Origin of the sequence: Dyadobacter sp. 22481 (assembly GCF_052044875.1) — a bacterium.
Classification (GTDB): Bacteria; Bacteroidota; Bacteroidia; order Cytophagales; family Spirosomataceae; genus Dyadobacter; species Dyadobacter endophyticus.
The window spans coordinates 1,690,977-1,713,795 of record NZ_JBQENV010000001.1; the positions used below are offsets into that span (position 1 = coordinate 1,690,977).

The window sequence follows — 22,819 nt, forward strand, 5'->3', positions numbered from 1 at the left end:
AACATGTCAGACAGTTTTTGGGAAGCGACTTACAGACAGAACATTGCCAAAATGATCGGTGTTTGCTGTCGGTATACGCAAAACCGCCAAACTGCCGAGGACCTGGCGCATGACGCTTTTCTGGTTGCGATCGATAAAGTTTCCAGTTTTGAAAACAAGGGCCCTTTCGAGGCGTGGCTGAGGCGGATCGTCGTCAATGTGGCCCTGCAATACCTGAGGGAACAAAAAAGGCAAGAAAAATGGGAGGAAGCTCATGCTTACCATACCATTGCCAATGAACTTCAGGAAGAAAACCCCGCCAACGACCAACGCGGCTTTTCGGAAGCGGAGCTATTGGAGGTGATAGGCCAATTACCAGAACATCACAGGCTTGTATTTAATCTTTATGTTGTCGATAACTTTACGCACGCTCAAATCGCCACGAGACTCGGCATCAGCGAAGGTACCTCGAAATCCCATCTGGCGCGTGCCCGGAAAAAGATCCGGGAGCTTCTCAAAGATGAACTCAGAAAGGATAAGGAGCGGAAAAAAGCATTCGCCTGGTTAATGTTTTCCTACCCGTTCCGCCATGTCGATCATCTGGTTGCCGGAAAGTTGCGTAACCTTGCCATCCGGCCTCAAAGGAGGTTATCAATTGCCAATACCAACTCCGGGGTTCCTGGTCTTAAACCTTCGGGTATTTCGTACGGGGCATATATGAAGACCGGACTGATGACCATAGCTACCGCCGTATTTCTGGCAGGCGGTTCCAATGTCCCTGACCAAGCCAATAGCCGAAATATTGTCGTTATAAAACGCCCGACAACCGATTCAGCGCATGACCGACTCCCCGACCGCCTTTTGTTTTCTGCTTCAAAAGCTGCCACCATTTCTGAAAATCCCGTCATAGTTGAAAAAACTAAACATTCAGAACCAATGAAAAATCTAAGCACTTTGGGAGGGTTAATAGTGGCAAGTCTGGCTTTGGACACGGCTAATTTGACGACAGATCTACCGGTTGTATTTAAAAACCATCCGCTAACGGTCGGCTATGAACCGGTAGCAAAACCTGAAAGCGTCGGGCTCGTTGTCAAACAAAATTCCGACTTGACATCAGGCTCATTCTATGCATCTCAATTAATGTGGTCGGGGAAGGATGGTAAGTTATATTTTTTGGGAGCTCATGTTAAAGTGGACGTCAACAGAAATAAGTTTGCCGGCAGTGGTAAATTCACTTTTTTGGACAAAGTACATTACCTGGTTGTCGACGGTGTCGCGATGAAGCAAAACGAGACTATCAGGCTCCAAGAAAAGAAATACAATCTGGTCAGTCTGAACGACTCCGACGCGGTCAGAAAATACGGTGAAAACGGAAAATTAGGGGTTCTTGAAATCACGCTGGCCGAATAGAAAACGCGGGGATGCTCCCGTGCATCCCCATTAATAAGCTTTTACGCTAATTTTTTTGAACAAAACCCGGATTTCTGCTTATTTTAGACCGCATATCGAGGGTTTCACACTTTAAACTTCTGATTTAAAATGAAAGGAAAGTACTATCTCCTATTAATTATCGCAATTGGCTTTGTTTCGATTGCGGCGAAAAGCGCAGTCTTGCAAGGGGACATTATCGGTACCTGGAAATACCTGATCAGCGACGTTCCGCCTGAGTATGAGTCTGGGTTTTTCACGTTTGAACAAAAGGAAAATAAAACGGTCGGATACGTCGGGGACACTGAAAAGCAGGAGATGAAAGAACTAACTGTGGATCAGGAAAAAGTGGTCTTCACAATCGAAAGCCAGGCGGGCGTTTTTAAATACAGCTTCGCACAGAAAGGCGACACACTTACCGGCGTCGTGTCGTCCCAGTACGGAGATTTCCCGATCAAGGCAATCAGGGAACCCAAAAAGTAACCTTTCCATCCATGGAAAGGCATTAATGCCACCGGACGCCGGTTTTTTGCCGGAGACTAACATTTTATTTGCTTCAAGTTACATTATCGGCGTCCGGCCTTTTTTTGAACATACTTTGATACTACATTCGCGAATTAAATTCGTATCCCTACCCAACGCCTTCATGCCTAAGACCTTTACTGAAATTTCTGATTGGATCGCCGCCAATATTTCTAAACACGCCGGAATAGATCCTTCCGAAGTGGCGCTTGACGCAGACATTGTCCATTTTCGGTTAGACTCCCTCATCCTTGTCAACATTACAACCGAGCTGGAAGAACACCTCGGAATGGAACTAAGCCCTTCTATTTTTTGGGAAATGCGTACCATCGCCGCTACCAGCCAGTGGATTGCAGAGAATCAGGAAGTATAGCAGGCCATTTCCGTCGTAATTATGCAAACCCCTCTCATGTCTGCAACGTCGATCTGGTCATCCAAATCCGATGTCAATCAAAATTATTCTGAGCTGATCGCCGATGTGCGCAAATCGGATCCTTTGCATTTCAATATGTTCGGTGATCTGGTGGCAATGGATTATGCAAATGTGAAAAAGATACTGTCCGACTCGGACAACTTCAAGAACTTTGATTTCACCGAGCGATTCAAAATCGTATCTGCCTTGTCGAATAATGACCCCGGCTTGCTGGAATTCGGCGAAAGCCTGAGGTATTGGTTGCTTTTCATGAATGGTGAAAAACACGCGGAGCATCGCCGTTTCGTCAATCAAAAATTCTACCAGGCCAACTACGAGAAGATTACACTCGACGCGATACAGGAGATCATTGCCGGATTGGACGGACAGGAAGAAACGGATCTTGTGGAAATGGCACGGCAGTTCAGCTTCCTGATCATCAGCAAAATTATCAATCTGGAAAAATCGGATTATGATTTCATCCAGAAGTTTTCCTACGTGATCACATTCATTTTTGAAAAAACACTGTCGGTCACGGAGCTACTGGAATGCGCGTCGATGTCGCAACGTTTTCATGGCTACATTTCTGACACGTTTACGCGCCACGAGAACGAGGCAACCAAGAGCCTACTGCTTGAAATGAGGGAAATCATGGGCAGTAGCAGGGCCCCCCAGCTGATCGGCACCTGGGAATTTCTGGTCAATGCGGCAACGGAAACCACTACCCTGCTGCTTACCAAAAGCATTGCGGCGCTGATCGCGAACCGCGACAAAGTGATCAACTGGAATGCACATAACGAATGCGCCATCGCCGTCGAAGAGCTGATCCGGTTTGTCAGCCCGGTGAACTGGATCCCGCGGCAGATCGCAAACGATATGGAATTCGAAGGATTACAACTTCAAAAGGGCAAAACAGTGCTACTGGGCCTGGCCTCTGCGAACAGGGACCCCGCCATATTTCAAAACCCCGACACGTTTATGCCTGCCCGGAAGCCTAATCCCCATATCGGTTTCGGCTTTGGCATGCATCATTGCCTGGGCGCCCGGCTATCCAGGTTCGAATTGCAAAAATTTCTTCCTCGCTTCATGGCCGCGTTCCCCGACATCCGTTTGCACCCTTCAAAAGCCCCTCAATGGGATTCCAAGATTTTTTTCCGAGGTTATAAGAGTTTGCCTGTGCTTTTAAAATAAGGTGCATGGTCAAATTCACGGATTTCACATATTTAGTTTTACTACTCCCCACTGTTGCAGCGTATTACAAAGTACCGGAAGCAAAAAAGTGGGTCTTTCTGCTGATCACATGCGCATTGTTCAACCTGAGTTGGAGTGGAAAGTACCTGGCTGTATGGGTAGTTCTTGTTCTGATCTGCTATGTGGCCGGCAAAGCATTAAGTAATCAGGGATATTCCAAAAGACATCGGAAAGCTTTACTGTCGCTCTCCATCGCGATTTGCCTGTCGCCGCTTTTGTTTTTCAAATATCTGGTCCCTGTCCACAACTCCATGTCGCTGGTGACGCTCAACTGGATCGCCCCTATTGGTATTTCCTACTACACATTTCTGATCATCGGATACCTCTACGATGTGTATCGCCGGTATATCAAGCCGGAAAATCACCTAGGCTACCTGATGATCTATCTCGGTTTTTTCCCCACCCTGCTCGCGGGCCCGCTGGAACGCACGCGCCAGCTCGTGCCCCAGCTTCGTGGCCCCAAACCGTATGAACGGGAAAATATCAAAGCGGGTATTTACTTCATTGTCTGGGGTTTATTTAAAAAAATAGTCCTCGCAGCCCGGTTTGCCGACATTACCAGCCCTGTTTTCGATCGTCCCGAATCGTATACAGGCATCTCCGTTACGCTGGCCATTCTGCTATTTTCTATTCAGCTATATTGCGATTTTTCGGGCTACACCGACATCGCTACCGGCTCGGCGCGGTTGTTCGGGATCAGGCTGAGTAAAAACTTTTCAAACAGGTACTATTTCGCCCCGTCGCGAACAGAATCATGGAGCGCCTGGAATATCACAGTCACATCCTGGTTCCGCGACTACATCTTTTTCAACATCAGCAAAGGCGTTACAAACCAGAAGCGCCTCGAATTCAACCGGCTGGTAACCTTCGTCATTACCGGGCTTTGGCACGGGCCTAGCTGGTCGTTTGTGATCTGGGGAACGCTGCAATGGGCCTACATCAATTTTGAAATGCGCACGAAACATTTCTGGTCGAAGCTCTACGCCAGCGCAGGTCTCGCCAGGCTAGGACTTTCGACCGGCTCGCAGGTACATTATGTCTGGCGAGTGGCGGTAAGACTTCTCACCGGCACCCTGATCATGGGATGGTTCCGTGCGGCGGAATTAGGCAGCGGTATCCGGCTGTATAGCAGCATGTTCGGGTTTAAATCCGGTGAGGGATCATTACTTACATCAAGCCTTTTGCTGACGATTGCATTGTTCCTCGTCATGGATTTTTTTAACTACAAAATGGGAGAGAAAGAAGATATTGCTTCGTATCTGCTAAAAAAAGACACATTTTATCAAACATTGTCCATGGTGCTGCTTGTCCAGCTGGTGCTGATATTCGGAAGACCATCGGTAGCCAATTTCTATTACATCCAGTTCTGACCCATCGTTAGCTAATGCCGGCATTATGATCATTAAAATTACAAAGTGGCTGCTGCTGATCATTGCCTTCAAAATGATCGTGGCGCTGATCGTCGCGCAATATTATACAGACCCTCGCCGCGACGTTGCCGCACGGAAAAAGCTTTGCAACACCTTCAACCCGAATGTCGTTTTCATCGGTACCAGCCGTACCCTTTACGGCATCGATCCGGCACTATTCGACTCACTGAACGGACAGAAAACCCGTAGTTATAATTTTGGCATATTCAGCCTTTCGCCTTACAGCTCCATTCAAATAGCGAATGAAATCCTCTCCGACAGTCCGGCCGTCAAAACCATCTATATTGAACTGAGCGCACTCGATTACAGCACCGTGGCATTGCAGCCGCAACAGGTTATTCAGGATGCCGTTTTCCGGGCCAATGTGCTCGCTGATTGCCCGAGTATCGACTTTCATGACAAGGTCGGCAGCTTCCTGGATGGCCTCAACACGACACTGTTTCAAATGGCCTCCATCGCTCCGCAAATCGCATCCGTCAAAAAAGCGTTAAATCCGGAGGATGATCCGATCGAGGGCAATGCCAATCTGCTCGACAACGGGCACCAATACGTTGCATCGGCGCTGTTGAAGACCAGCGACCGGATCATCGCGAACAAAAGTGTCACAGCTCAAATGCTGGCCATACGCCCGCCTTCCGTGCGAAATACTTTTTATGTTTCCCAACTCAATAAACTGATTGCACGGGCCAGGCTGCTTGGAAAAAAAGTCGTCTTCTATTTTCCCAATAACATTATCCGGGACGAATACCTGGTACTATCACAGGTTACACCTTTTCTGCCGGTGGAAAACCTGATCCCCTTGCCGGAGCATAACTTGTTCGATGCACTTTTCAAACCCGAAAACCTGTTCGATGCGCATCACCTGAACCGGAGGGGAGCGGCTATCTACACGCGTTTTTTGCAGCGAAAGGTCACGCATTAACCGGTTGAAAACAGTGACGGCATCGCGGCCTGATGGAATATATTCTGTAAGTTAGAATCCCAAAACGATTCAAACCTATGAGTGAAACCAAATTCAACATCGCTGTATTGATCGACGGTGACAATGCGCAGGCCAAACTAATGAAGGAGACTTTGGAAGAAGTTTCCAAATATGGGAAAGCAACTATCCGGCGTATATATGGCGACTGGACCACCCCTCATATGAACAGCTGGAAAGAAATTGTCAATCAGCATTCGATCAGCCCGATTCAGAAGTTTTCGTATACGACCGGTAAAAACTCAACTGACAGCTCGCTCATTATTGATGCGATGGATATTCTGCACAGCAAGAGCGTCGAAGGCTTTTGCATTGTGTCCAGCGACAGCGACTACACGGGACTTGCCAAGAGGATCAGGGAAGAAGGACTTTTCGTGATGGGTATCGGACGGAAAAATACGCCCATCGCATTCGTAAATTCCTGCGAGATCTTCACATTCAGTGAAAACCTCGTGATCGAGCTGGATACGAATACAGAGGAACCCGAACCACAGAAGGTGGATATCACCCCGAAAGAAATCGTTAAGAAAGAGCCGAAAAAGCAGGAGGCCAAACACAGGTACCCAAAGATCGATATGAACATTATCGACAAGGCATTCGAAATATCAGCCAATGAGGAAGAAGAGGCATTCATTTCCAAAATAGGCACCTCACTCCGGAAAATTGACCCCAGTTTCGACGCCCGCACCTACGGGTTTAAAACATTGACCCAACTATTTAAGAGCCTGGCGAAGTATAAAATCGTTAAAAATGATGTCAATGGTTTGAACCACCCGCTGGTGAGGTTGAAATGACATTATTTTGCTACATTTAACTTTGGTAAATGCTTAATTAAATACTTTATGATTTAATGAGTTTGCCTATATTTTCGAAAAGAATATTATATAAAATGAGAAACGTATACCTTGTTGTTTTTTTCTGTTTGTCTACAAGCGCCTGGGCGCAAAATGAGGCCGAAGTTGTGTCTGTTTTTCCGACCACAATGGATTTCCTGTCCGATAATAAAACGGAAGCCCTTTTGGAGGTTCGCTCTTCCGGAGATGCTTATTTTATTACAAAAAAAATCCTCGATATTCAGACAAAGAAAAGGATAAAAGGAGCTGGATCGACCTGGGCGATAAAGCGAGGCGAGAATTACTATTTCAACATGATCTATTCCGATGATTTTCTAAATGGTATTTTTATTAAACTGGATGTTGTAGGCCGTTACTGCCTTTCACTCTTAGACAAGAGTACCTTCAACAGGGTAAAAGCCGGTTCTGTAAACCCGTACGGTGGGGGAGCCTTAGGGTTACTCGCTAACAGTTCCATTACCTGGAACAAGGCTCTAAAAGACAGTACTGATAGTAAGAGATACATCGTATTTATTGATACCAAGTCAATTGAACCCGCTGATTCTCCGAGAAAAGAGGGAAGCCGTGGCAATCTTCTAACAAGGAAAAAGGTCTCGGAATTAATGAAAAACAATAATATAGAAGGTGAAGCTAAAGATATGAGCTTTGAAGAGGTAATAGCATTAATAAAAAGCGAAAATGCAAAGTCCCGGTAATCCCGTTGATGTATTGCTGAAAGACCAACTTTTCCCGGCCGGAATTCAGTTGGTCTTTCAATTAAGTGGCTATGATAAACGCCCCTCAGCTCCGCAGATCGATGGGAAGGTTGTAAATCCGCTTGCCGGTAGCCGCGTAAATTGCGTTGCATAATGCCGGGGTAAAGGGCGGTACCGGGGGCTCGCCGACGCCCGTTGGCTTGGCTTCACTGTCTATAATATGCACGTGAATTTCTTTGGGACATTCGGTCATTCGAATAATCTGATAACCATCAAAATTGTTTTGCTCCACCCGCCCGTTTTTGAATGTGATCGCGCTTTTTAGTGCGAGACTTGCCGCAAACTGTGCACCCCCTTCAAACTGGGATTTAATACGGTCGACATTAACCGCCGTGCCGCAATCCACTGCGTAATGCACACCGGGAATGGAAACCTTGCCGGTAGCGTCCACCTTTACCTCGACCACGCAGGCCACATAGGTCAGAAAGCTTTTGTGCGCAGCAAAGCCAAGGCCCGAACCTTTCGGAAGTTTACGGCCCCAGCCCGCTTCTTTCGCCACCCGCTCAATGACCGCTTTCATTCGGCCTGTTTCCCACGGATAGGCTGCAATGTCTTCGCCATAATTCGGGTAAGTGCCTTTGACGATTTCCTCGTTGAAGGTGATGCTCCTATCCGCACCCAGCAGTTCGAGCGCATGGGCGACCGGATCCATGCCCCTCGCTTCCGCTACCTCATCGAGCATGGTCGCGCTCGCAAAAACCTGCGGAATGTTCCTCACAGATCTCAGCCAGCCCACCCGAAGATGCGTTTTCGCGTCGTGTGTCTCGATCCGGATGGCCGGAATATTATAGGGAAGATCCACAGCGCCGAGCATCATTTCGCCGTCATCGGGCTGCAACACAGACGTATCGGAAGTGGCTGAAATAGAAGGATATGCGATATGCTGGTTCCAGCCCGACAACTTATTGTCCTTGTCGATGGTGGCTACAATGCGCTGGACGCTCAACGAATGGAAGTAGTCGTGGTGGATATCATCCTCCCTCGTCCATTGGACTTTCACCGGATAGCCCGTTTCTTTGGCCAGCATGGCCGCTTCCACAATGAAGTCGGGCTTTGATTTACGGCCAAATCCTCCGCCAAGCAGCGTCACATTAATCTTCACTTTATCAACCGGAATACCCAATACTTCGGCGACCACATCCCGCGCTCCCTGCGGGTTTTGCGTGCACGCCCATATTTCGCAAGCGCCATCTTTGAAAACTGCCAACGCGCATGGGGGCTCCATGGTCGCATGTGCCAGATGCGGGGCGATGTACGTCCGCTCGATGACCTTTTTGGCATTCGCCTTTGCCGAATTGAAATCGCCCCGGTTCCGCCGCGGTGTTCCCTGTTCCCGGGAAACTTCCTGAACCAGCTGTTTGATCTGTTCGGCTGAATCATAGGAAGCATTCGGGCCGAGGTCCCACTCTACTTCAAGTGAATCGCGCCCTTTGATCGCCGCCCAGGTATTTTCTGCGATTACCGCCACACCGGCCAAAGGCTTGTTCAGGGTAGCTGGCAAGCCCGCACCTTTGATCTGAACCACTTTAAGCACCCCAGGTACACTCCTCGCCTTCTCATCGGTATAAGACTTCACCGTCCCGCCCACCACCGGGCAACGCCTGATGACAGCGACTTTCATTCCTTCTACTGTGGCATCAATACCAAATACGGCCTGCCCGTTCACAATGGCGGGCAAGTCGACGATCGGTGTTTCCTTTCCGATCAGCGTAAACTTGTCGCGACTTTTAAGCTTAATGTCTTTCGCAGCCGGAATGGGTAACTGGCTGGCTTCCTCCGCCAAATCTCCGAAACTGAGCTTTTTATCAGAGGTTTTGTGAACCACCTGGCCATTCGTTGTATCACATTCTTCGATCGGCACCCTCCACTTAGCGGCCGCAGCCTGTAATAGCATCAGCCGGGCGATGGCACCGGCTTCACGCATCGGCTTATAGAACATCCGTATCGAAAATGAACCGTCGGTATTCTGGTTGCCATACTTTTTCTCATCGCCTTCCGCCTGAACGATCCGGACTTTGCTCCAATCTGCGCCCAGCTCGTCGGCAATGACCAAAGGCAACGACGTCCGGATGCCCTGGCCCATTTCAGAACGGTGGGCGATGATGGACACTTCGTTGGAAGGAGTAATCTGTAAATAGACATTGGGAGCAAAAGCAGTTGTTTTCTTGCCTTTTGCATCGCAACCGAACAGGCTGATGCCCAAAACAAACCCACCGGCAAGGGCGCCGCCAGTTTTCAAAAAATCCCTTCTCGTCGCCTTGAAGACCTCCGAAGCAACTACCTCATTTTTCTCTTTCGGAAAACCTAAATACTTCATCGATTTGCGTTTAAAAGGTTGGGTTACGATTCGGCAGAAACACTGAGAATAGCCGCTTTGATACGGTTATAGGTACCACAACGGCACAAGTTCCCTTCCATCGCCTGCTCTACTTCCTGCTCGGAAGGACGTGGGGTCGCTTTCAGCAATGCAGCCGCATTCATGATCTGACCGGTTTGGCAATAGCCGCATTGCGGTACCAGATGTTTTTGCCAGGCCAGTTGCAGCGGATGATCGCCATGCTCGGAAAGGCCTTCAATGGTTGTAATTTTATTTTCGCCCACCGCGGAAACCGGAAAACTGCAAGAGCGGATCGCAACATCGTTCATATGCACGGTACACGCCCCGCACTGAGCCATGCCGCAGCCAAACTTGGTACCCTTCAGACCAATAACATCGCGAAGTATCCATAGTAGCGGCATGTCTTCGGGGACGCTTACGGCGTGCTGTTTCCCATTTACCCAAATTGAATATTCTGCCATAATTTAAGCGGTTTTCTCTCTCATTCAGATGCATTATCTGCCGCACGAAGGTAGGACGAGCGTGGTGTGTGAAGTTAACACTAATCAAACCAAAAATGAAGAATTTCAAACCTGCATCGTTGGCTACCAGCCGGTGTTTTGAGGGTAAGGCTCACCAGTTACGACGGCATCGATCTGGTTCTGAGGGATCGGCCGGAGAAGGTGTTTGGGAGATTGGATGTTAGGCGCGCTTTCCAGGTTATGTTTTTTGACCCGGTCAACCAACTTACCAGTCCTGACCAAGTCCCACCAGCGCATGTTTTCGCCGCATAACTCACGGGAACGCTCGTCGAGCAGAAAGTCCAATGTCAGATCAGAGGCTTTCACCTTCATCGCCTCCGCATTGCCGGTTGGGAACGAAGCCCGCTGGCGAACTGCGTTGACATACGGCAGCGCCGCAGCAGCCTGGCCATCCATCAGCAACGCCTCGGCGGCGATCAGGTACGTTTCGGCCAGCCGGTATACAATCACCGGCCGGATCGACGGGTAATTCAAATCGGCACGTTTGGTATCGAAATACTTGAACATCGCCGGCGACAAGCGGATCGTGTAGTTCCTCGGCGGGATCAGCAGGTAAGGCGCCGCCGCGACGGCCGCATTGGAAACGTCCTTACCAGGCATATAAATGGCCGTGTCGCCCACGCTGAACTTCAAACCACCAGGTTGTGCATTGGCCGGCGCGCCGGGGGGCAGCGTTGCAGGCCAGCGGGAAATGGAAGAAGCATTGTTGGAATACCAGACAGTCTGGAAGGTTTTGCCATAACGGGTGTCGTTGGTACGATCCGCAAAAGCGGTATCGGTAAGCCAGCGGGTTGGCACGCAGCGAATATACGGCCTGCCGTATCTAACATCGCGCTTCATCCCCGGCTGGTTTTCATATTGCGGCACCCACATGTGATTCAGCACGTTATCCGCGCCTCCGCTGTTGTTGGGACCATTGTACGCCAGATTGGATGTATGTTGAACCGTCCACAACACCTCTTTGCTGCCTTCATTTCCCTCGGCATGCACTTGCCCGAAATCCTGCAAAAGGCCCAGGCCCAGGGAAGCACTGTTGTTGATGAGATCCGAAGCGATGGTATAGGCATTCTTGTAGTCGTCCGCTTTGGCTGCGGCTGAGCCCGCACGTGTGAGATACACCTTGGCCAAAACATGCTTTGCCGCAGCAGCCGTAGCTTTGCCCGGCATTACCCCGCCCGCAACCGGACTCGCGGGAAGCGTTTTTACGGCTTCATTCAAATCCTCGATAATGAAGTCGTAAACCTCAGCCATAGGCTGGCGGGTGGCTGACGTGCTGGGCAATGACTGAAAATTTTTGTTTAGGGTCACATCCCCCCAGAATTGAACGAGAATGAAGTAAAAATTGGCCCGCAGGAATTTGGCCTCGGCTACCATTTTCTTCTTCTCCGTCTCATCGATCCCGGTAATTTTCGCGGCATTGTCGACCAGGCCATTGCAGGTATTGATAAAAGTGTAGCAGTTTGTCCAGGTGTTGGTTACCTGCCCATTGTTTGGCAAATAGTTGCTGTTGTACTTGTTGATATTGTTGTTGCCGTCCTGCCCGGTGAAGAATTCGTCCGTACCGATGACGGTGATCGTAAACAAATCCTGGTTGCCCCAGAACATGCGCGTGCCCGCATAGGCGGCATCCAGCCCCGACCTGAAACCCTGTGCAGTGCTAAAAAATGCCGGTGTGAGAATAGACTTGGGCTCTTCGATCAACCTGTCGTCACAGGATGGCAGCAGTCCCATCAGACAGACCGCCGCTATGGATAATATCTTTTTCATATATCAGTAAATATCAGTATTTCAAAAAGTTACATTCAAACCAAACAATAGCGAGTAGGTAGCTGGTGTATCAACATTGATAGAACCACCCTCGGGATCAATGCCGTTGTACTTGTTACGGTAGGGCGAAAAAAGGATGAAAGCATCGTTGGCGGTCGCATATAATCTGACGGATTTACAATTCACACGCTTCAAAAGCCCCTGCGGCAAATTATAACCCAGACTAAGGCTTCTGATTTTCAGGAAACTTGCATTGAAATACCCCATTGTCGAATTGAACGGCGTGTTGGTCGCAGCGGAGTTCGGTTTCGGATAGTAATTCTGGCCGTTCGTCGGTGTCCAGTAGTCTACCACCAGGTTGTTGTAATTACCCTGGAAAGTATTGGCAAAACCGCTGTTATGCATTCTGCTGATCAGCAGCCCGCCTACCCTGGCAAATCCGACGATGGTAAAATCGAACCCTTTAAAAGCCACACGGTTGGTAAACCCTCCCTGCCATTTCGCCTGCTGCGATCCCAGGATCACGCGGTCATTGGCATTGATCACCTCGTCGCCGTTGGTGTTTTCAACCTTGATCGTCCCTATCACCGAACCGGTGCCGGTTACCGAGAGGCCCAGCTTTTTGGCCGCTGCGGTGTCAGCAGCGGTATTTTGCCAGATCCCGATCTTTTTGTAATCAAAAATAGTCCCGACAGGCTGGCCGACAAACCAGTTGTTGTTAATGTCGCGCGTCACATTGTTGGCCAGCTGCACAATTTTGCCGCGGTTAAGGAAAAGGTTCAGGTCCGTTGTCCAGCTGAATTTGTCCCTGCCGTTACCGGGAATGTTGATCAGGCTCAACTGGATTTCCAGCCCCTGGTTTTCGGTCTTGCCCACGTTGGTTAAAATCGAATTGGGTATGCCCGTCGTAGGCGGCAGGTTTTGCGGCAAAAGCAGGTTATTGGTTTTCTGCTGATAGTACTCCACCGAACCGCTGATCCGGTTGTTGCGTAACCCAAAATCAACCCCCACATTAAAAGAGCTCGTGTACTCCCATTCCAGCGAAGGGTTCGGGGTATTGGTCGGATAAGCGCCTGTAACGTTTGTAGAACCGTAGTTGTAAACCAAAGGCGTCAGCTTACCGAGCGTCGAATACGGGCTGATCCCCTGGTTGCCCACCGTACCATAGCTTGCCCGCAGTTTGAGGGAGGTAATGTCGGTCATAGATTTCATGAATGCCTCTTCGGTCAGGTTCCAGGCCACCGCTGCGGATGGGAACACGTGAAATTTGTTGCCGGGGGCTAGGCGTGACGAACCGTCCGAACGCATGGTGAGTGTGACGAGGTATTTGTCGCTGAAACCATAGTTCAACCGGCCCATGTACGAAATGATCGCCCATTTCTCGTAGTTACCCGTGCCCGTCAGGTTTGCACCCAATTGCGGATTGGTGTTTTCCAGCACATCTGCCAGGATTGTGTTGTTATTGAACTCGTTGGTCTGGTTCTGTGACTCCTGCAAGCTATACAAGCCGGTAAAGTTCAGCTTATGCCGGCCTGTAATGGTTTTATCGTAAATAACCATGTTTTCCAGCGTGTAATCCGTGCGAAAGCCGGTGCTATTCCGGGAGGTCGACAAGCCCCCCAGGTTATTGGAAGTGGCGCTGGCGTAAAAATTTCCGTACACATCCGAGCGCACCTCCGCACCGGCATTGAAACGATACCTGAGGCCCTTCGCCAGGCTTACATCGGCATAGACGGTCGTAAAAGTGCCGAGGCGACGGCGGTTCTCAACGGCGGCCCCGTCGATGAAATTGGCGAGCGGGTTCCAGACCTGGTTCGCACTTCCCGGCACAAAGCCCCACAAGTTTCCATTGGCGTCGTAAGGCGTGGTGAGCGGACTTGCGCGAAGCACCTGCCCCATCGGATTGGCATTCTCCCCCTCAATGCGGGTAAAGGTATTGATCGAACTCAGCCCGACTTTGATGAAGCGTGCCAGTTGCTGATCGATACTCAGCTTGGCGGCATAGCGGTCAAATCCCTGACCGGGGTAAATGCCGGTCTCTTTAAAATATCCTCCGGAGAATGCATACTGGGTTTTACCGGTCCCGCCCGAAACACTGATCTGGTGGTTGGTCATAATGCCGGTTTTATAGATAAGGTCCTGCCAGTCGGTGCTCCTGTTTGTATTAATTGATTCCACCTCCTGCGGGTCAAAGGTACCATCGGTCATAAACTTGGGATCGTCCAGTCCGGAGTAGGTACCCGGCGCCGAACCGTTGATCCGGGACCATTTTTTGAGGTCGCGAAACTGCGGGCCATTCATAATGTGAAACTTGCCGAGGTTTCTGGTAACCCCTACATAGCCGCTGTACGAAACCTGCATTCCGCCATCCTTCCCGCGTTTGGTTGTGACCAGTATTACGCCATTGGCACCCCGCGAGCCGTAAATAGCGGTCGATGAAGCGTCCTTAAGGACCTCTACCGACACCACGTCGTCGGGATTGAGGTCGTTGATGCTCCCATTGAAAGGTAACCCATCGACCACAAACAACGGGTCGTTGCCGGCGCCCAGCGAGCGGTTACCCCTGATCCGGATCACTGGCGGCGATCCGGGCTTGCTGTTCCCGCCGTTTTTCTGAATGTCGATCCCGGCTGCCCGGCCCTGCAATGCTTCCGAAAGATTGGTTACCGGCACGTCTCGGAGCGATTGCTCGTTCACCGACGCAATGGCTCCTGTGATATCCGATTTTCTTTGCGTACCATAACCCACCACGACCACCTCTTCCAGCGCTTTCGTATCCACTTTCAGGGCAATATCCAGCTTCGAACGGTTCCCAACCTGCATTTCCTGCGGCAGGTAACCCACAAACGAGAATACCAGCACAGCCTTGCCGTCGGGTACTTCCAGCTGAAAATGCCCGCTCTCGTCGGTGGTAGTTCCCCGCTGGGTATCTTTCAACAAAACGCTCACGCCGGGCAGCGCATCGCCTTTTTCATCGGTAACCCTGCCCTGTACACGAATATCGGGCAGGCGGTAATCGCCGATTTTGCCAGCCGCGCTGATGATATTCCCTTTATGAGCAAACCCATTCGAAAAGTCCGGCACCTGCTCCCTGCGGATCATGGGGGCCATTCCATGTTCGGGCTTAGGCGGCTCCTTCTTTCGGATCACGATCATTTTATCTATGATCGTATATTGCAGCGACTCGTTTCGAAGCAAAAGATCCAGCGCCTGGGGAATCGATGCATTACGAACCGAAATACTTACTTTTTTGGATGCATCCAGCAGATCGCTCTCGTACCAGAAAATGTAGCCCGTCTGGCTTTTGATTTCCTTGAAAACCTTTTCCAGAGATGCATTCTTTTTCGACAGGGTGACCGTCTGGGCATTCCCCTCCGCGAATACGTGGATGCACGCGCAAGTGATCAGAAAGACTGCAATTTTAATCCGCATGACGATTCGTTTTTTAATGATCGGGTCGAGCCGGACCAGCGTCGGCAGTTTCCAGGGACGATTCCCCGAAAGCCGACTTGATTTTTGGGCAACAGAAATGCCGTAAGTACAAAAATTCATACTTTTGCTTTGTTTGGGTTAAATGAAAAACAATCTGTGAGAAGATTCTTTGCCGTTGGCCCTGAACTACCTTCCTTCGGGATGGTAACCGCCGGGAGTGTTGGTCGCACTTCCGGTTTTCTTTTCAGGGGCTTACTACAATGACCTTGTTTTTAACTTCAAAATGGACATTGTTCAATTCCAGCACTTTTAATACACCCGAAAGGTTGGACTTCCGGGAAATACCACCGGTAAACAGGCGATGCGGCATTTCGCCCTGATACTCGACCCGCACATCGTACCACCGCGCGATCTGCCGCATAATCGTTTCGATATCGGCGTCTTTGAACGAGATAATGCCATTTTTCCAGGAAATAGACTCCCCGACGTCGACATCGTCCCGCACCACAAAACCCTTATTCCTCTCATATAGGCATTGCTGCCCGGGTCTCAGCAGGCTGCTATTTCGTGTCCCGGGCCTGGTCACGCGCACGCTTCCTTCCAGCAAAGTGGTTTTGATCGCTTTTTCTTCCGAATAAGCCATGATATTAAAATGCGTGCCCAGTACTTCCACTATTTCGCGGTCGTTGACATTAATGCGGAACGGCACCGGCTTACCGTTTTCACGGGCTTTGGCAATCTCGAAATAGCCCTCGCCGGAAAGTGAGACAAGCCGCTCGTCCCCATCGAAGCCCGTAGGGTACCTCAGCGATGATGAGGCATTGAGCCATACCTTGCTGCCGTCAGGCAATATCACCCTGAACTGTCCTCCACGCGGTGTGGTGATGGTATTATAGCTGAGAGCATCGCTTTTGGCACCTTCCCTCGCCTCGTAAATCAGCTCGCCGTCTTTTTTCCTGATGCTAAAATGGCTTTCCTGTTGAAGCGCCCCGTCGGCCAGTTCATCCAGTTTAAGGACGGAACCGTCGTCGAGTGTAAGCGTCGCCTTATCGCCACCGGGAGCGATGTCGGTAGTTGTTGCTAGGGGTGTTTGGGGCGAAGGTTTTTTGTTTGGAATAAAAAAATAAGTCCCTGCCGCAAGGAACAGCAACGCAAATGCAGCCGCAACAGACGGCCGGAACAGCCAGAATCTTTTTGGTTGATTTGTTCTCGAAATCTCTGCACGGATATTGGCCAGTAGCTGGTCGCGGTGCTCCTGCTCGCCGATAGCATGTGATTCGGGCACAAGCACATGCTCGTTCTGGCCGTGGTTGTACCAGTCCGCAAATTCCTGCTTTTCTTCGGGGGTGATCGTGCCGGCCAGCCATTTTTCGGCCAAATGCAGATATCGTGCGTCAGGTGGTTTTAGGGACATGGTTAAAAGGCTTTTTCTATAAGTTCCTTTCAACCGGGCAATCCCTTAGTCGCACAGCAAAAAAATGTATTATTTTTTTAAAAAATTAAACTAAACAAGTTGCGTGCTATAAAAGGAACGTGAAGAGAAACTGATTCAGACCTGCACGCAGCGTTTTGAGGGCTTTTCCGAGGTGGGCTTCCACGGTCTTCTCTGCAATGCCGAGCTCTTCTGCGATCTGTTTTTGGGAATATCCCGACTCCCTGCTTAGCTGATACACCAGTCTGCATTTTTCGGGCAGTGCTGCTACTAATTCTCCCAACCGGTGTTGCAATTCTTCAAAATCCAGCCATTCTTGTGTCGAGTCGTCGATCACGTCGTAATAAGTGTATCCATCGCCTAACCGGCTTTTCAGATTCCGTTTCGCCAGAGACTTGATGACCCTGTATTTAACCGAAACAGCCAGGTAATTTTTAAGCGAGGAGGTCAATTCCAGCTCTTCCTTTCTTTTCCACAACGACACGAAAATATCCTGCACAATCTCCTCCGCTTCATCCAGGTCGCCGGTCTTGTTTGCTGCTGTAACCAACATTGTTTTCCAGTATCGGTTGTAGATCTCCGTAAACCCATTTTCCTGTCCAGATCGCATCAGGCAGAGCAATTCATGGTCGGAATATTGGGTTACAGACATATCACTGGCGGGGTAGCAATATCATTTTATCAACAACAAACATAACAATTAATCCACAAAACCAATGTCTGCCAAGATCAGCTCAGAAAATCGGCTTACGCGACTCGATTTACACATAAGACTAACTCAATTCCCTCCGACCCTGAATTCGGGCAAAAAAGTACCTGATACACTACGGGTATGCATCCTTTCCGCGAAAGGCGTGGGCGTGAATTTCACGGTAAGGGCATTTTAACAGGTCACTTCAACTGAAGTCCCTGAACGACGCCGATCACGGCGTCGGGGTAGATCCCCAGCCAGATCAAGGCAAAAGTGAGCACGGAAAGGACCACCATGCTGATCCCCAGAAAGACGGGATACCTTGCGGGCGGTTCGGGCAGCAAATCACGTGTTCCGGCGAACATCATCGTGATCACGCGCAAGTAATAATAAAGGCCGACTACGCTGCTCAGCACGAGCACAACAGCCAGTAACCAGAATCCCTGTCCGATGCCGGTGGTCAACACATAAAACTTCCCGGTGAAGCCCGCCGTGAGCGGTATACCTGCCAGTGAAAACATGGCTACACTTAATATGCCTGCCAATGCGGGATGCTTCCAGAACAATGCTTTGTAATGTTCCAGCTCCTCAGCATCGGATTCCGCACGTGAAAGGATCGTAATCACCCCGAATGCAGCAAAGGTTGTAGTGAAATAAGTAAGCAGATAAAAGCTGACCGCCTGCGGCACGACGGCGCTTCCCGGTATAAATGCCACCAGCAAATACCCCAGGTGTGCAATGGAAGAATAGGCAAGAAGCCGCTTGATATTTTTTTGCCTCAATGCCAGCAAGTTGCCGACGATCATTGAAGCAATGGCAATCGCGATCATCACCATCTGTAATTGTTCGGAACGGAAACCATCGATGGCCACGAAAAAACGTAGCAATGCGGCCACTACCCCACCCTTCGAGGCGGTGGCGATAAATGCCGTAACCGGCACGGGTGCGCCCTGGTACACATCGGCCGTCCACATATGAAAAGGGACTACGGCCAGTTTAAAACCCAGCCCGACGAGCATAAAACCCAGCCCGATCAGCAGGAACGGCTGCACATTGGCAGTTGCTACCACGTGCGCCATTCCGGCAAACGACATGGTACCCGTTTGCAAATACACCAGGGCCATTCCAAAAAGCAGGAAAGCGGACGAAAACGCTGCCAGAACAAGGTATTTGATACCAGCTTCGATGCTATGGTTACGCTTCCGAAGGTAGGCAATGAGTGCATACAGGCCTACGGTAAGGATTTCGAGGCCCAGAAAAGCCGATACGAAATGGTTGCTCACCGCCAGCACACATGCACCCAGCGTACACAGGAAAAGCAGCACATAATACTCCCTGGGCCCTTCTTCCTTTTCCTGAAAATAAATGTAGGAAAACACATTGACCACCAATCCGGAAAAGATGATCAGCCCGATCATGAAAGCGCCAAAGCTATCGACCATAAACAGGGAACCAACCTGGTAAGGCAACATTTCACGGATATTCAGCAACGAAGCGAATGCGATGACAAATAGTAACAGGCTCGCGAGCTGAATAATCCGATGGCTCAACCGCGCCACGATCAGCAACATCACCAGGACGGAGGCGCCTGCCAGCACCATGAGCGGCATCAGCGCGTTAAAATCATTATTTGACATAGGACTGATCGTGTGAGGCCGTATTTTGAACATCCATAAACCGGACAAGCTCCGTAATAGCGGGCTTGGCGGTATCGATCACCGGCTGTGGAAATAAACCCAGCCAAACGACAGAGATCGTGAGCGCAGCCATGATCAGCATTTCCCTGGGAGAAAAATCGGGGACTGCTTCCATGGTCTTCCGCGGGCCCAGAAATATCTTCCCAACAATGCGCAGGGAGTAGACCGCCGAGAATATCAGTCCCGATGCGGCGGCTACGGTGATCCACGCCTGGGCTTGAAAAACACCGAGCAGGATGAGGAATTCGGCCACGAAGTTTCCCAGGCCCGGCAGTCCCAGCGACGCCATGGCAAACACCAGTCCGACCGAACCCATCCGGGGCATGGGGCTCCAAAGTCCACCCATTTGTTCGATATCGCGGGTATGCAGCCGTTCCTTGATCATACCCGCCATCAAAAACAATGCGCCGGTACTCAGGGCGTGGGTAACAAGCTGCATTACGACCCCTTGCAGGGCCAATTCATTTAATGCAAAAATCCCCGTTATCACAAAACCCATATGGCTGACGCTCGTAAATGCGACCAGCCTTTTCAGGTCGGTTTGTGAATAGGCCATCACTGCGCCATAAATAACCCCCACCACCCCCAGCACCATGGCCGGAACAGCCATCTCCTTCACTGCCTCCGGAAACAGCGGTACCACAAACCTTAGCATACCATATGCACCGGTTTTTAAGAGCAATCCTGCCAGAATGAGACTTCCGGCAGTAGGCGCTTCCCCGTGCGCATCGGGCAGCCAGGTGTGAAATGGGAACACGGGCAGTTTGACGGCAAATGCGATCATGAAGCCCGACATCAGCCAGAAAGCAGTTTTAAAAGGGATTACAGTATTAACCAGTTCAAAATAGCCGAATGTGTACGTTCCTGTGTCGCGTCCGTGGATGAAATACAGGCCCAATATGGCCAGGAACATTAGCAAGCCGCTCGCTTGCGTAAAAATAAAGAACTTATATGCCGCATATACCCTGTTTTCGCTTCCCCATATCCCGATCAGAAAGTACATCGGAATGAGCATTACCTCCCAAAAGAAGTAGAACAGGAATAGGTCCATTGCCATAAAAACCCCGGCGACACCAGCCAGGATCCAGAGCAGATTGAAATAGTAAAAACCGGTTCGCTCGCGGATTTCGTCCCAGGAGCACAGTACGGCCAGAACACCCAGGAAAAATGTCAACGCCAGCAAAAGCAAACTCAGCCCGTCGACGGCCAGGTGAAAGGTAATGCCAAAAGAGGGAATCCATTCTTTACGGTAATCCATAAGCCATTGACTGTCTGCAACCGAATGGCCGGTACCAGCCCACAGCGTAATAACCAACAGCAGCCCGATGACGCAGGCCACCAGTGCGATCCAGCGTGGGAAGTTCCTGTTCCACTCTCCGGCGAGGACTGCCACCACAGCGCCTGCCATTAAAACCGTGATCAAAAGAACGAGCATCATAGCATTATCTGAATACCCAGGATGAGAATTGCACCAACGACCAGCCCCATAATATACCACCGGAGCGACCCGGATTGCGTTCTTGAAAGCAGCTTGTACATTTCCCCGGTCATACCGCTTATGCCGGTATAAAGCTTATCGGTAATGTCGGATTTATTGATCCTGGCAATGAAGACGAATGGCCTCACCAGCATCCGATCATACAGCGCGTCGAAAGCCCAGCCGGAAAACCAGAAGCGGTAAAGCCTCACCAGCAGGCCATTCTGGCGAAGGCTTTCGATCCGTGCCGGTTGCTGGTAGTAGTAATAGTATCCCAAGAATATGCCGCCCAGGGTGGCCAGTGCCGCCAAAAGCTGAAACAGCCACTCGGAAGGGATATTTTCCTGCATGGCTGTTTCGGGTAAAACGGGATGCAAAAAGTCTGAAAAGAGCGTAAAATGTCCGAAATTATGGGGTAGCTCAATAAACCCGGCGAAAACCGAGAAAACGGCGAGCACTACCAGTGGCACGGTCATGCGCTTGCCCGGCAGGTGCCCGATGTGCGTGTGCGACTCGCCCCAGAATGTCAGGATCATCATGCGCGTGGTGTATGCGGCAGTGATTAATGCGCCCGCCAGGGCCACGGCCCAAAGCACCGGACTACCGCCATCTGCCGACCAGGAATACCAAAGGATCTGATCCTTACTGTAAAACCCTGCACTGATGAGTGGTACTGCGGCCAGGGATATCGCCCCTGCGAGGAAGGTCCAGAACACGACAGGCATTTTGTCTTTTAACCCTCCCATTTTAAACATATTATGCTCGTGGTGAAGCGATTCGATGATCGCACCTGCGGCCAGGAAGAGCAATGCTTTAAAAAAGGCATGGATCATAAAATGGAACACGGCTGCCGTCCAGGCACCTACGCCCAGCGCGAGGAACATATAGCCGATCTGACTGATCGTCGAGTAGGCCAGCACCCGTTTTATGTCGTACTGGGTAAGGGCCGTCAATCCGGCGAGCAGCAGGGTTGCAGCTCCTATAATCGCGACCACGAGGCGGGCGGTTTCCGAAAGGGCGAAGATCGTATGCATACGCGCGACCAGGTACACGCCTGCGGTTACCATTGTAGCCGCGTGGATGAGCGCGCTCACCGGGGAAGGCCCCGCCATGGCATCCGGCAGCCAGGTTTGTAACGGCAACTGGGCCGATTTACCGAGTCCCCCGGCCAGCAGCAGCAGGGCGGTAATGGTAACGGTCGCGCTGTTGGGCTGCCAGATCACGGACGCATTAGCCCCGATGTCGGAAACAACCAAAGTACCAGCCTGTTGAAATACCATAAACAGCCCAATCGCCATGGCCGCATCGCCAATCCGGGTGACGGTGAACGCTTTGCGGGCAGCATTACCGTTAGTGGGCTGTTCGTACCAGAAGCCGATGAGCAGGTAGCTGCACAGCCCCACTCCCTCCCAACCCAGGTACATCAGCAAGAGATTGTCGGCCAGCACCAGTACCAGCATGGAGAACACAAACAGGTTCATGCTGGCGAAAAAGCGTGCATAATCCCTGTCAGCCTCCATGAAAGCCGTAGAATAAATATGGATCAGCGCGCCGATGAATGTGATTACAAAAACAAAAACCAGTGAAAGAACATCGAGCGAGAGGGTAATCTTTGCGCTAAATTCACCCACCTCAAACCACGTCCATAAAGTCTGTGTGTATACCGTGTTTTCGGGCATACCCGATAAAAATGCGCCGCCTGCCACGAATGTAACCAGCGCGGACAGGCAGATGCTCCCCGCTCCGACAGTCGCCACCCATGTCCTGGACATGTTTTTTCCTATCAATGCGAGTATGAAGAATCCGCCGAGCGGCAGGGCGGGTATGAGCCACAGATACTTGTCCATGAGCATT

General features: G+C 50.4%; 17 protein-coding genes. 8 read left to right on the top strand and 9 right to left on the bottom strand.

From position 1 onward, the window contains the following. Nucleotides 1-3: 3 nt before the first annotated feature. From ACTJJJ_RS06570 to ACTJJJ_RS06605, 8 genes are all read left to right on the top strand, one after another. The gene (locus tag ACTJJJ_RS06570) at nucleotides 4-1,389 is read left to right on the top strand and encodes an RNA polymerase sigma factor (RefSeq protein ID WP_426294364.1); all 1,386 of its coding nucleotides are present in this window, start codon (nucleotides 4-6) and stop codon (nucleotides 1,387-1,389) included. A 129-nt stretch (nucleotides 1,390-1,518) separates the two neighbouring features. Further along, on the top strand, nucleotides 1,519-1,890 hold the full coding sequence (locus ACTJJJ_RS06575) for a hypothetical protein (protein WP_188929450.1): 372 nt from the start codon (nucleotides 1,519-1,521) through the stop codon (nucleotides 1,888-1,890). A gap of 163 nt (nucleotides 1,891-2,053) precedes the next feature. Continuing rightward, the gene (locus tag ACTJJJ_RS06580) at nucleotides 2,054-2,302 is read left to right on the top strand and encodes an acyl carrier protein (RefSeq protein ID WP_188929448.1); all 249 of its coding nucleotides are present in this window, start codon (nucleotides 2,054-2,056) and stop codon (nucleotides 2,300-2,302) included. A gap of 36 nt (nucleotides 2,303-2,338) precedes the next feature. Further along, on the top strand, nucleotides 2,339-3,532 hold the full coding sequence (locus ACTJJJ_RS06585; protein WP_426294363.1) for a cytochrome P450: 1,194 nt from the start codon (nucleotides 2,339-2,341) through the stop codon (nucleotides 3,530-3,532). Nucleotides 3,533-3,537: 5 nt separating this feature from the next. After that, nucleotides 3,538-4,962 (top strand): MBOAT family O-acyltransferase, encoded by a 1,425-nt coding sequence (locus ACTJJJ_RS06590; RefSeq protein WP_426294362.1) that lies wholly within the window; start codon nucleotides 3,538-3,540, stop codon nucleotides 4,960-4,962. 25 nt (nucleotides 4,963-4,987) lie between these two features. Further along, nucleotides 4,988-5,944 (top strand): hypothetical protein, encoded by a 957-nt coding sequence (locus tag ACTJJJ_RS06595; RefSeq protein WP_426294361.1) that lies wholly within the window; start codon nucleotides 4,988-4,990, stop codon nucleotides 5,942-5,944. A 77-nt stretch (nucleotides 5,945-6,021) separates the two neighbouring features. Next, entirely contained in the window at nucleotides 6,022-6,795 is a 774-nt protein-coding gene (locus ACTJJJ_RS06600; protein WP_426294360.1) for an NYN domain-containing protein, read from the top strand. 95 nt (nucleotides 6,796-6,890) lie between these two features. Next, nucleotides 6,891-7,550 carry a hypothetical protein gene (locus ACTJJJ_RS06605; RefSeq protein WP_426294359.1) on the top strand — a complete coding sequence of 220 codons (660 nt, stop codon included), beginning with the start codon at nucleotides 6,891-6,893 and terminating at the stop codon, nucleotides 7,548-7,550. A gap of 85 nt (nucleotides 7,551-7,635) precedes the next feature. Here the strand turns inward: ACTJJJ_RS06605 and ACTJJJ_RS06610 are convergent, their stop codons facing one another. From ACTJJJ_RS06610 to nuoL, 9 genes are all read right to left on the bottom strand, one after another. Continuing rightward, nucleotides 7,636-9,927, bottom strand: coding sequence for a molybdopterin cofactor-binding domain-containing protein (locus ACTJJJ_RS06610; protein ID WP_426294358.1), 2,292 nt, complete (start codon nucleotides 9,925-9,927; stop codon nucleotides 7,636-7,638). Between the two features lie 23 nt (nucleotides 9,928-9,950). Further along, entirely contained in the window at nucleotides 9,951-10,409 is a 459-nt protein-coding gene (locus ACTJJJ_RS06615) for a (2Fe-2S)-binding protein (RefSeq protein ID WP_426294357.1), read from the bottom strand. A gap of 123 nt (nucleotides 10,410-10,532) precedes the next feature. Beyond that, nucleotides 10,533-12,236: a RagB/SusD family nutrient uptake outer membrane protein gene (locus ACTJJJ_RS06620; protein WP_188929432.1), complete on the bottom strand. Its 1,704-nt coding sequence runs from the start codon at nucleotides 12,234-12,236 to the stop codon at nucleotides 10,533-10,535. Between the two features lie 21 nt (nucleotides 12,237-12,257). After that, nucleotides 12,258-15,788: a TonB-dependent receptor gene (locus ACTJJJ_RS06625; RefSeq protein ID WP_426294356.1), complete on the bottom strand. Its 3,531-nt coding sequence runs from the start codon at nucleotides 15,786-15,788 to the stop codon at nucleotides 12,258-12,260. A 124-nt stretch (nucleotides 15,789-15,912) separates the two neighbouring features. Then, entirely contained in the window at nucleotides 15,913-17,082 is a 1,170-nt protein-coding gene (locus tag ACTJJJ_RS06630; RefSeq protein ID WP_426294355.1) for a FecR family protein, read from the bottom strand. Between the two features lie 106 nt (nucleotides 17,083-17,188). Beyond that, entirely contained in the window at nucleotides 17,189-17,752 is a 564-nt protein-coding gene (locus ACTJJJ_RS06635) for an RNA polymerase sigma factor (RefSeq protein WP_440701680.1), read from the bottom strand. Between the two features lie 239 nt (nucleotides 17,753-17,991). Then, nucleotides 17,992-19,428 (bottom strand): NADH-quinone oxidoreductase subunit N, encoded by a 1,437-nt coding sequence (locus ACTJJJ_RS06640; protein ID WP_426294353.1) that lies wholly within the window; start codon nucleotides 19,426-19,428, stop codon nucleotides 17,992-17,994. Next, nucleotides 19,418-20,926 (bottom strand): NADH-quinone oxidoreductase subunit M, encoded by a 1,509-nt coding sequence (gene nuoM / locus ACTJJJ_RS06645; RefSeq protein ID WP_426294352.1) that lies wholly within the window; start codon nucleotides 20,924-20,926, stop codon nucleotides 19,418-19,420. Before nuoM ends, ACTJJJ_RS06640 begins: the two co-directional genes overlap by 11 nt. Continuing rightward, nucleotides 20,923-22,812, bottom strand: coding sequence for an NADH-quinone oxidoreductase subunit L (nuoL, locus tag ACTJJJ_RS06650; RefSeq protein WP_426294351.1), 1,890 nt, complete (start codon nucleotides 22,810-22,812; stop codon nucleotides 20,923-20,925). The genes nuoM and nuoL overlap by 4 nt, the downstream gene beginning before the upstream one ends. Nucleotides 22,813-22,819: the final 7 nt, after the last annotated feature.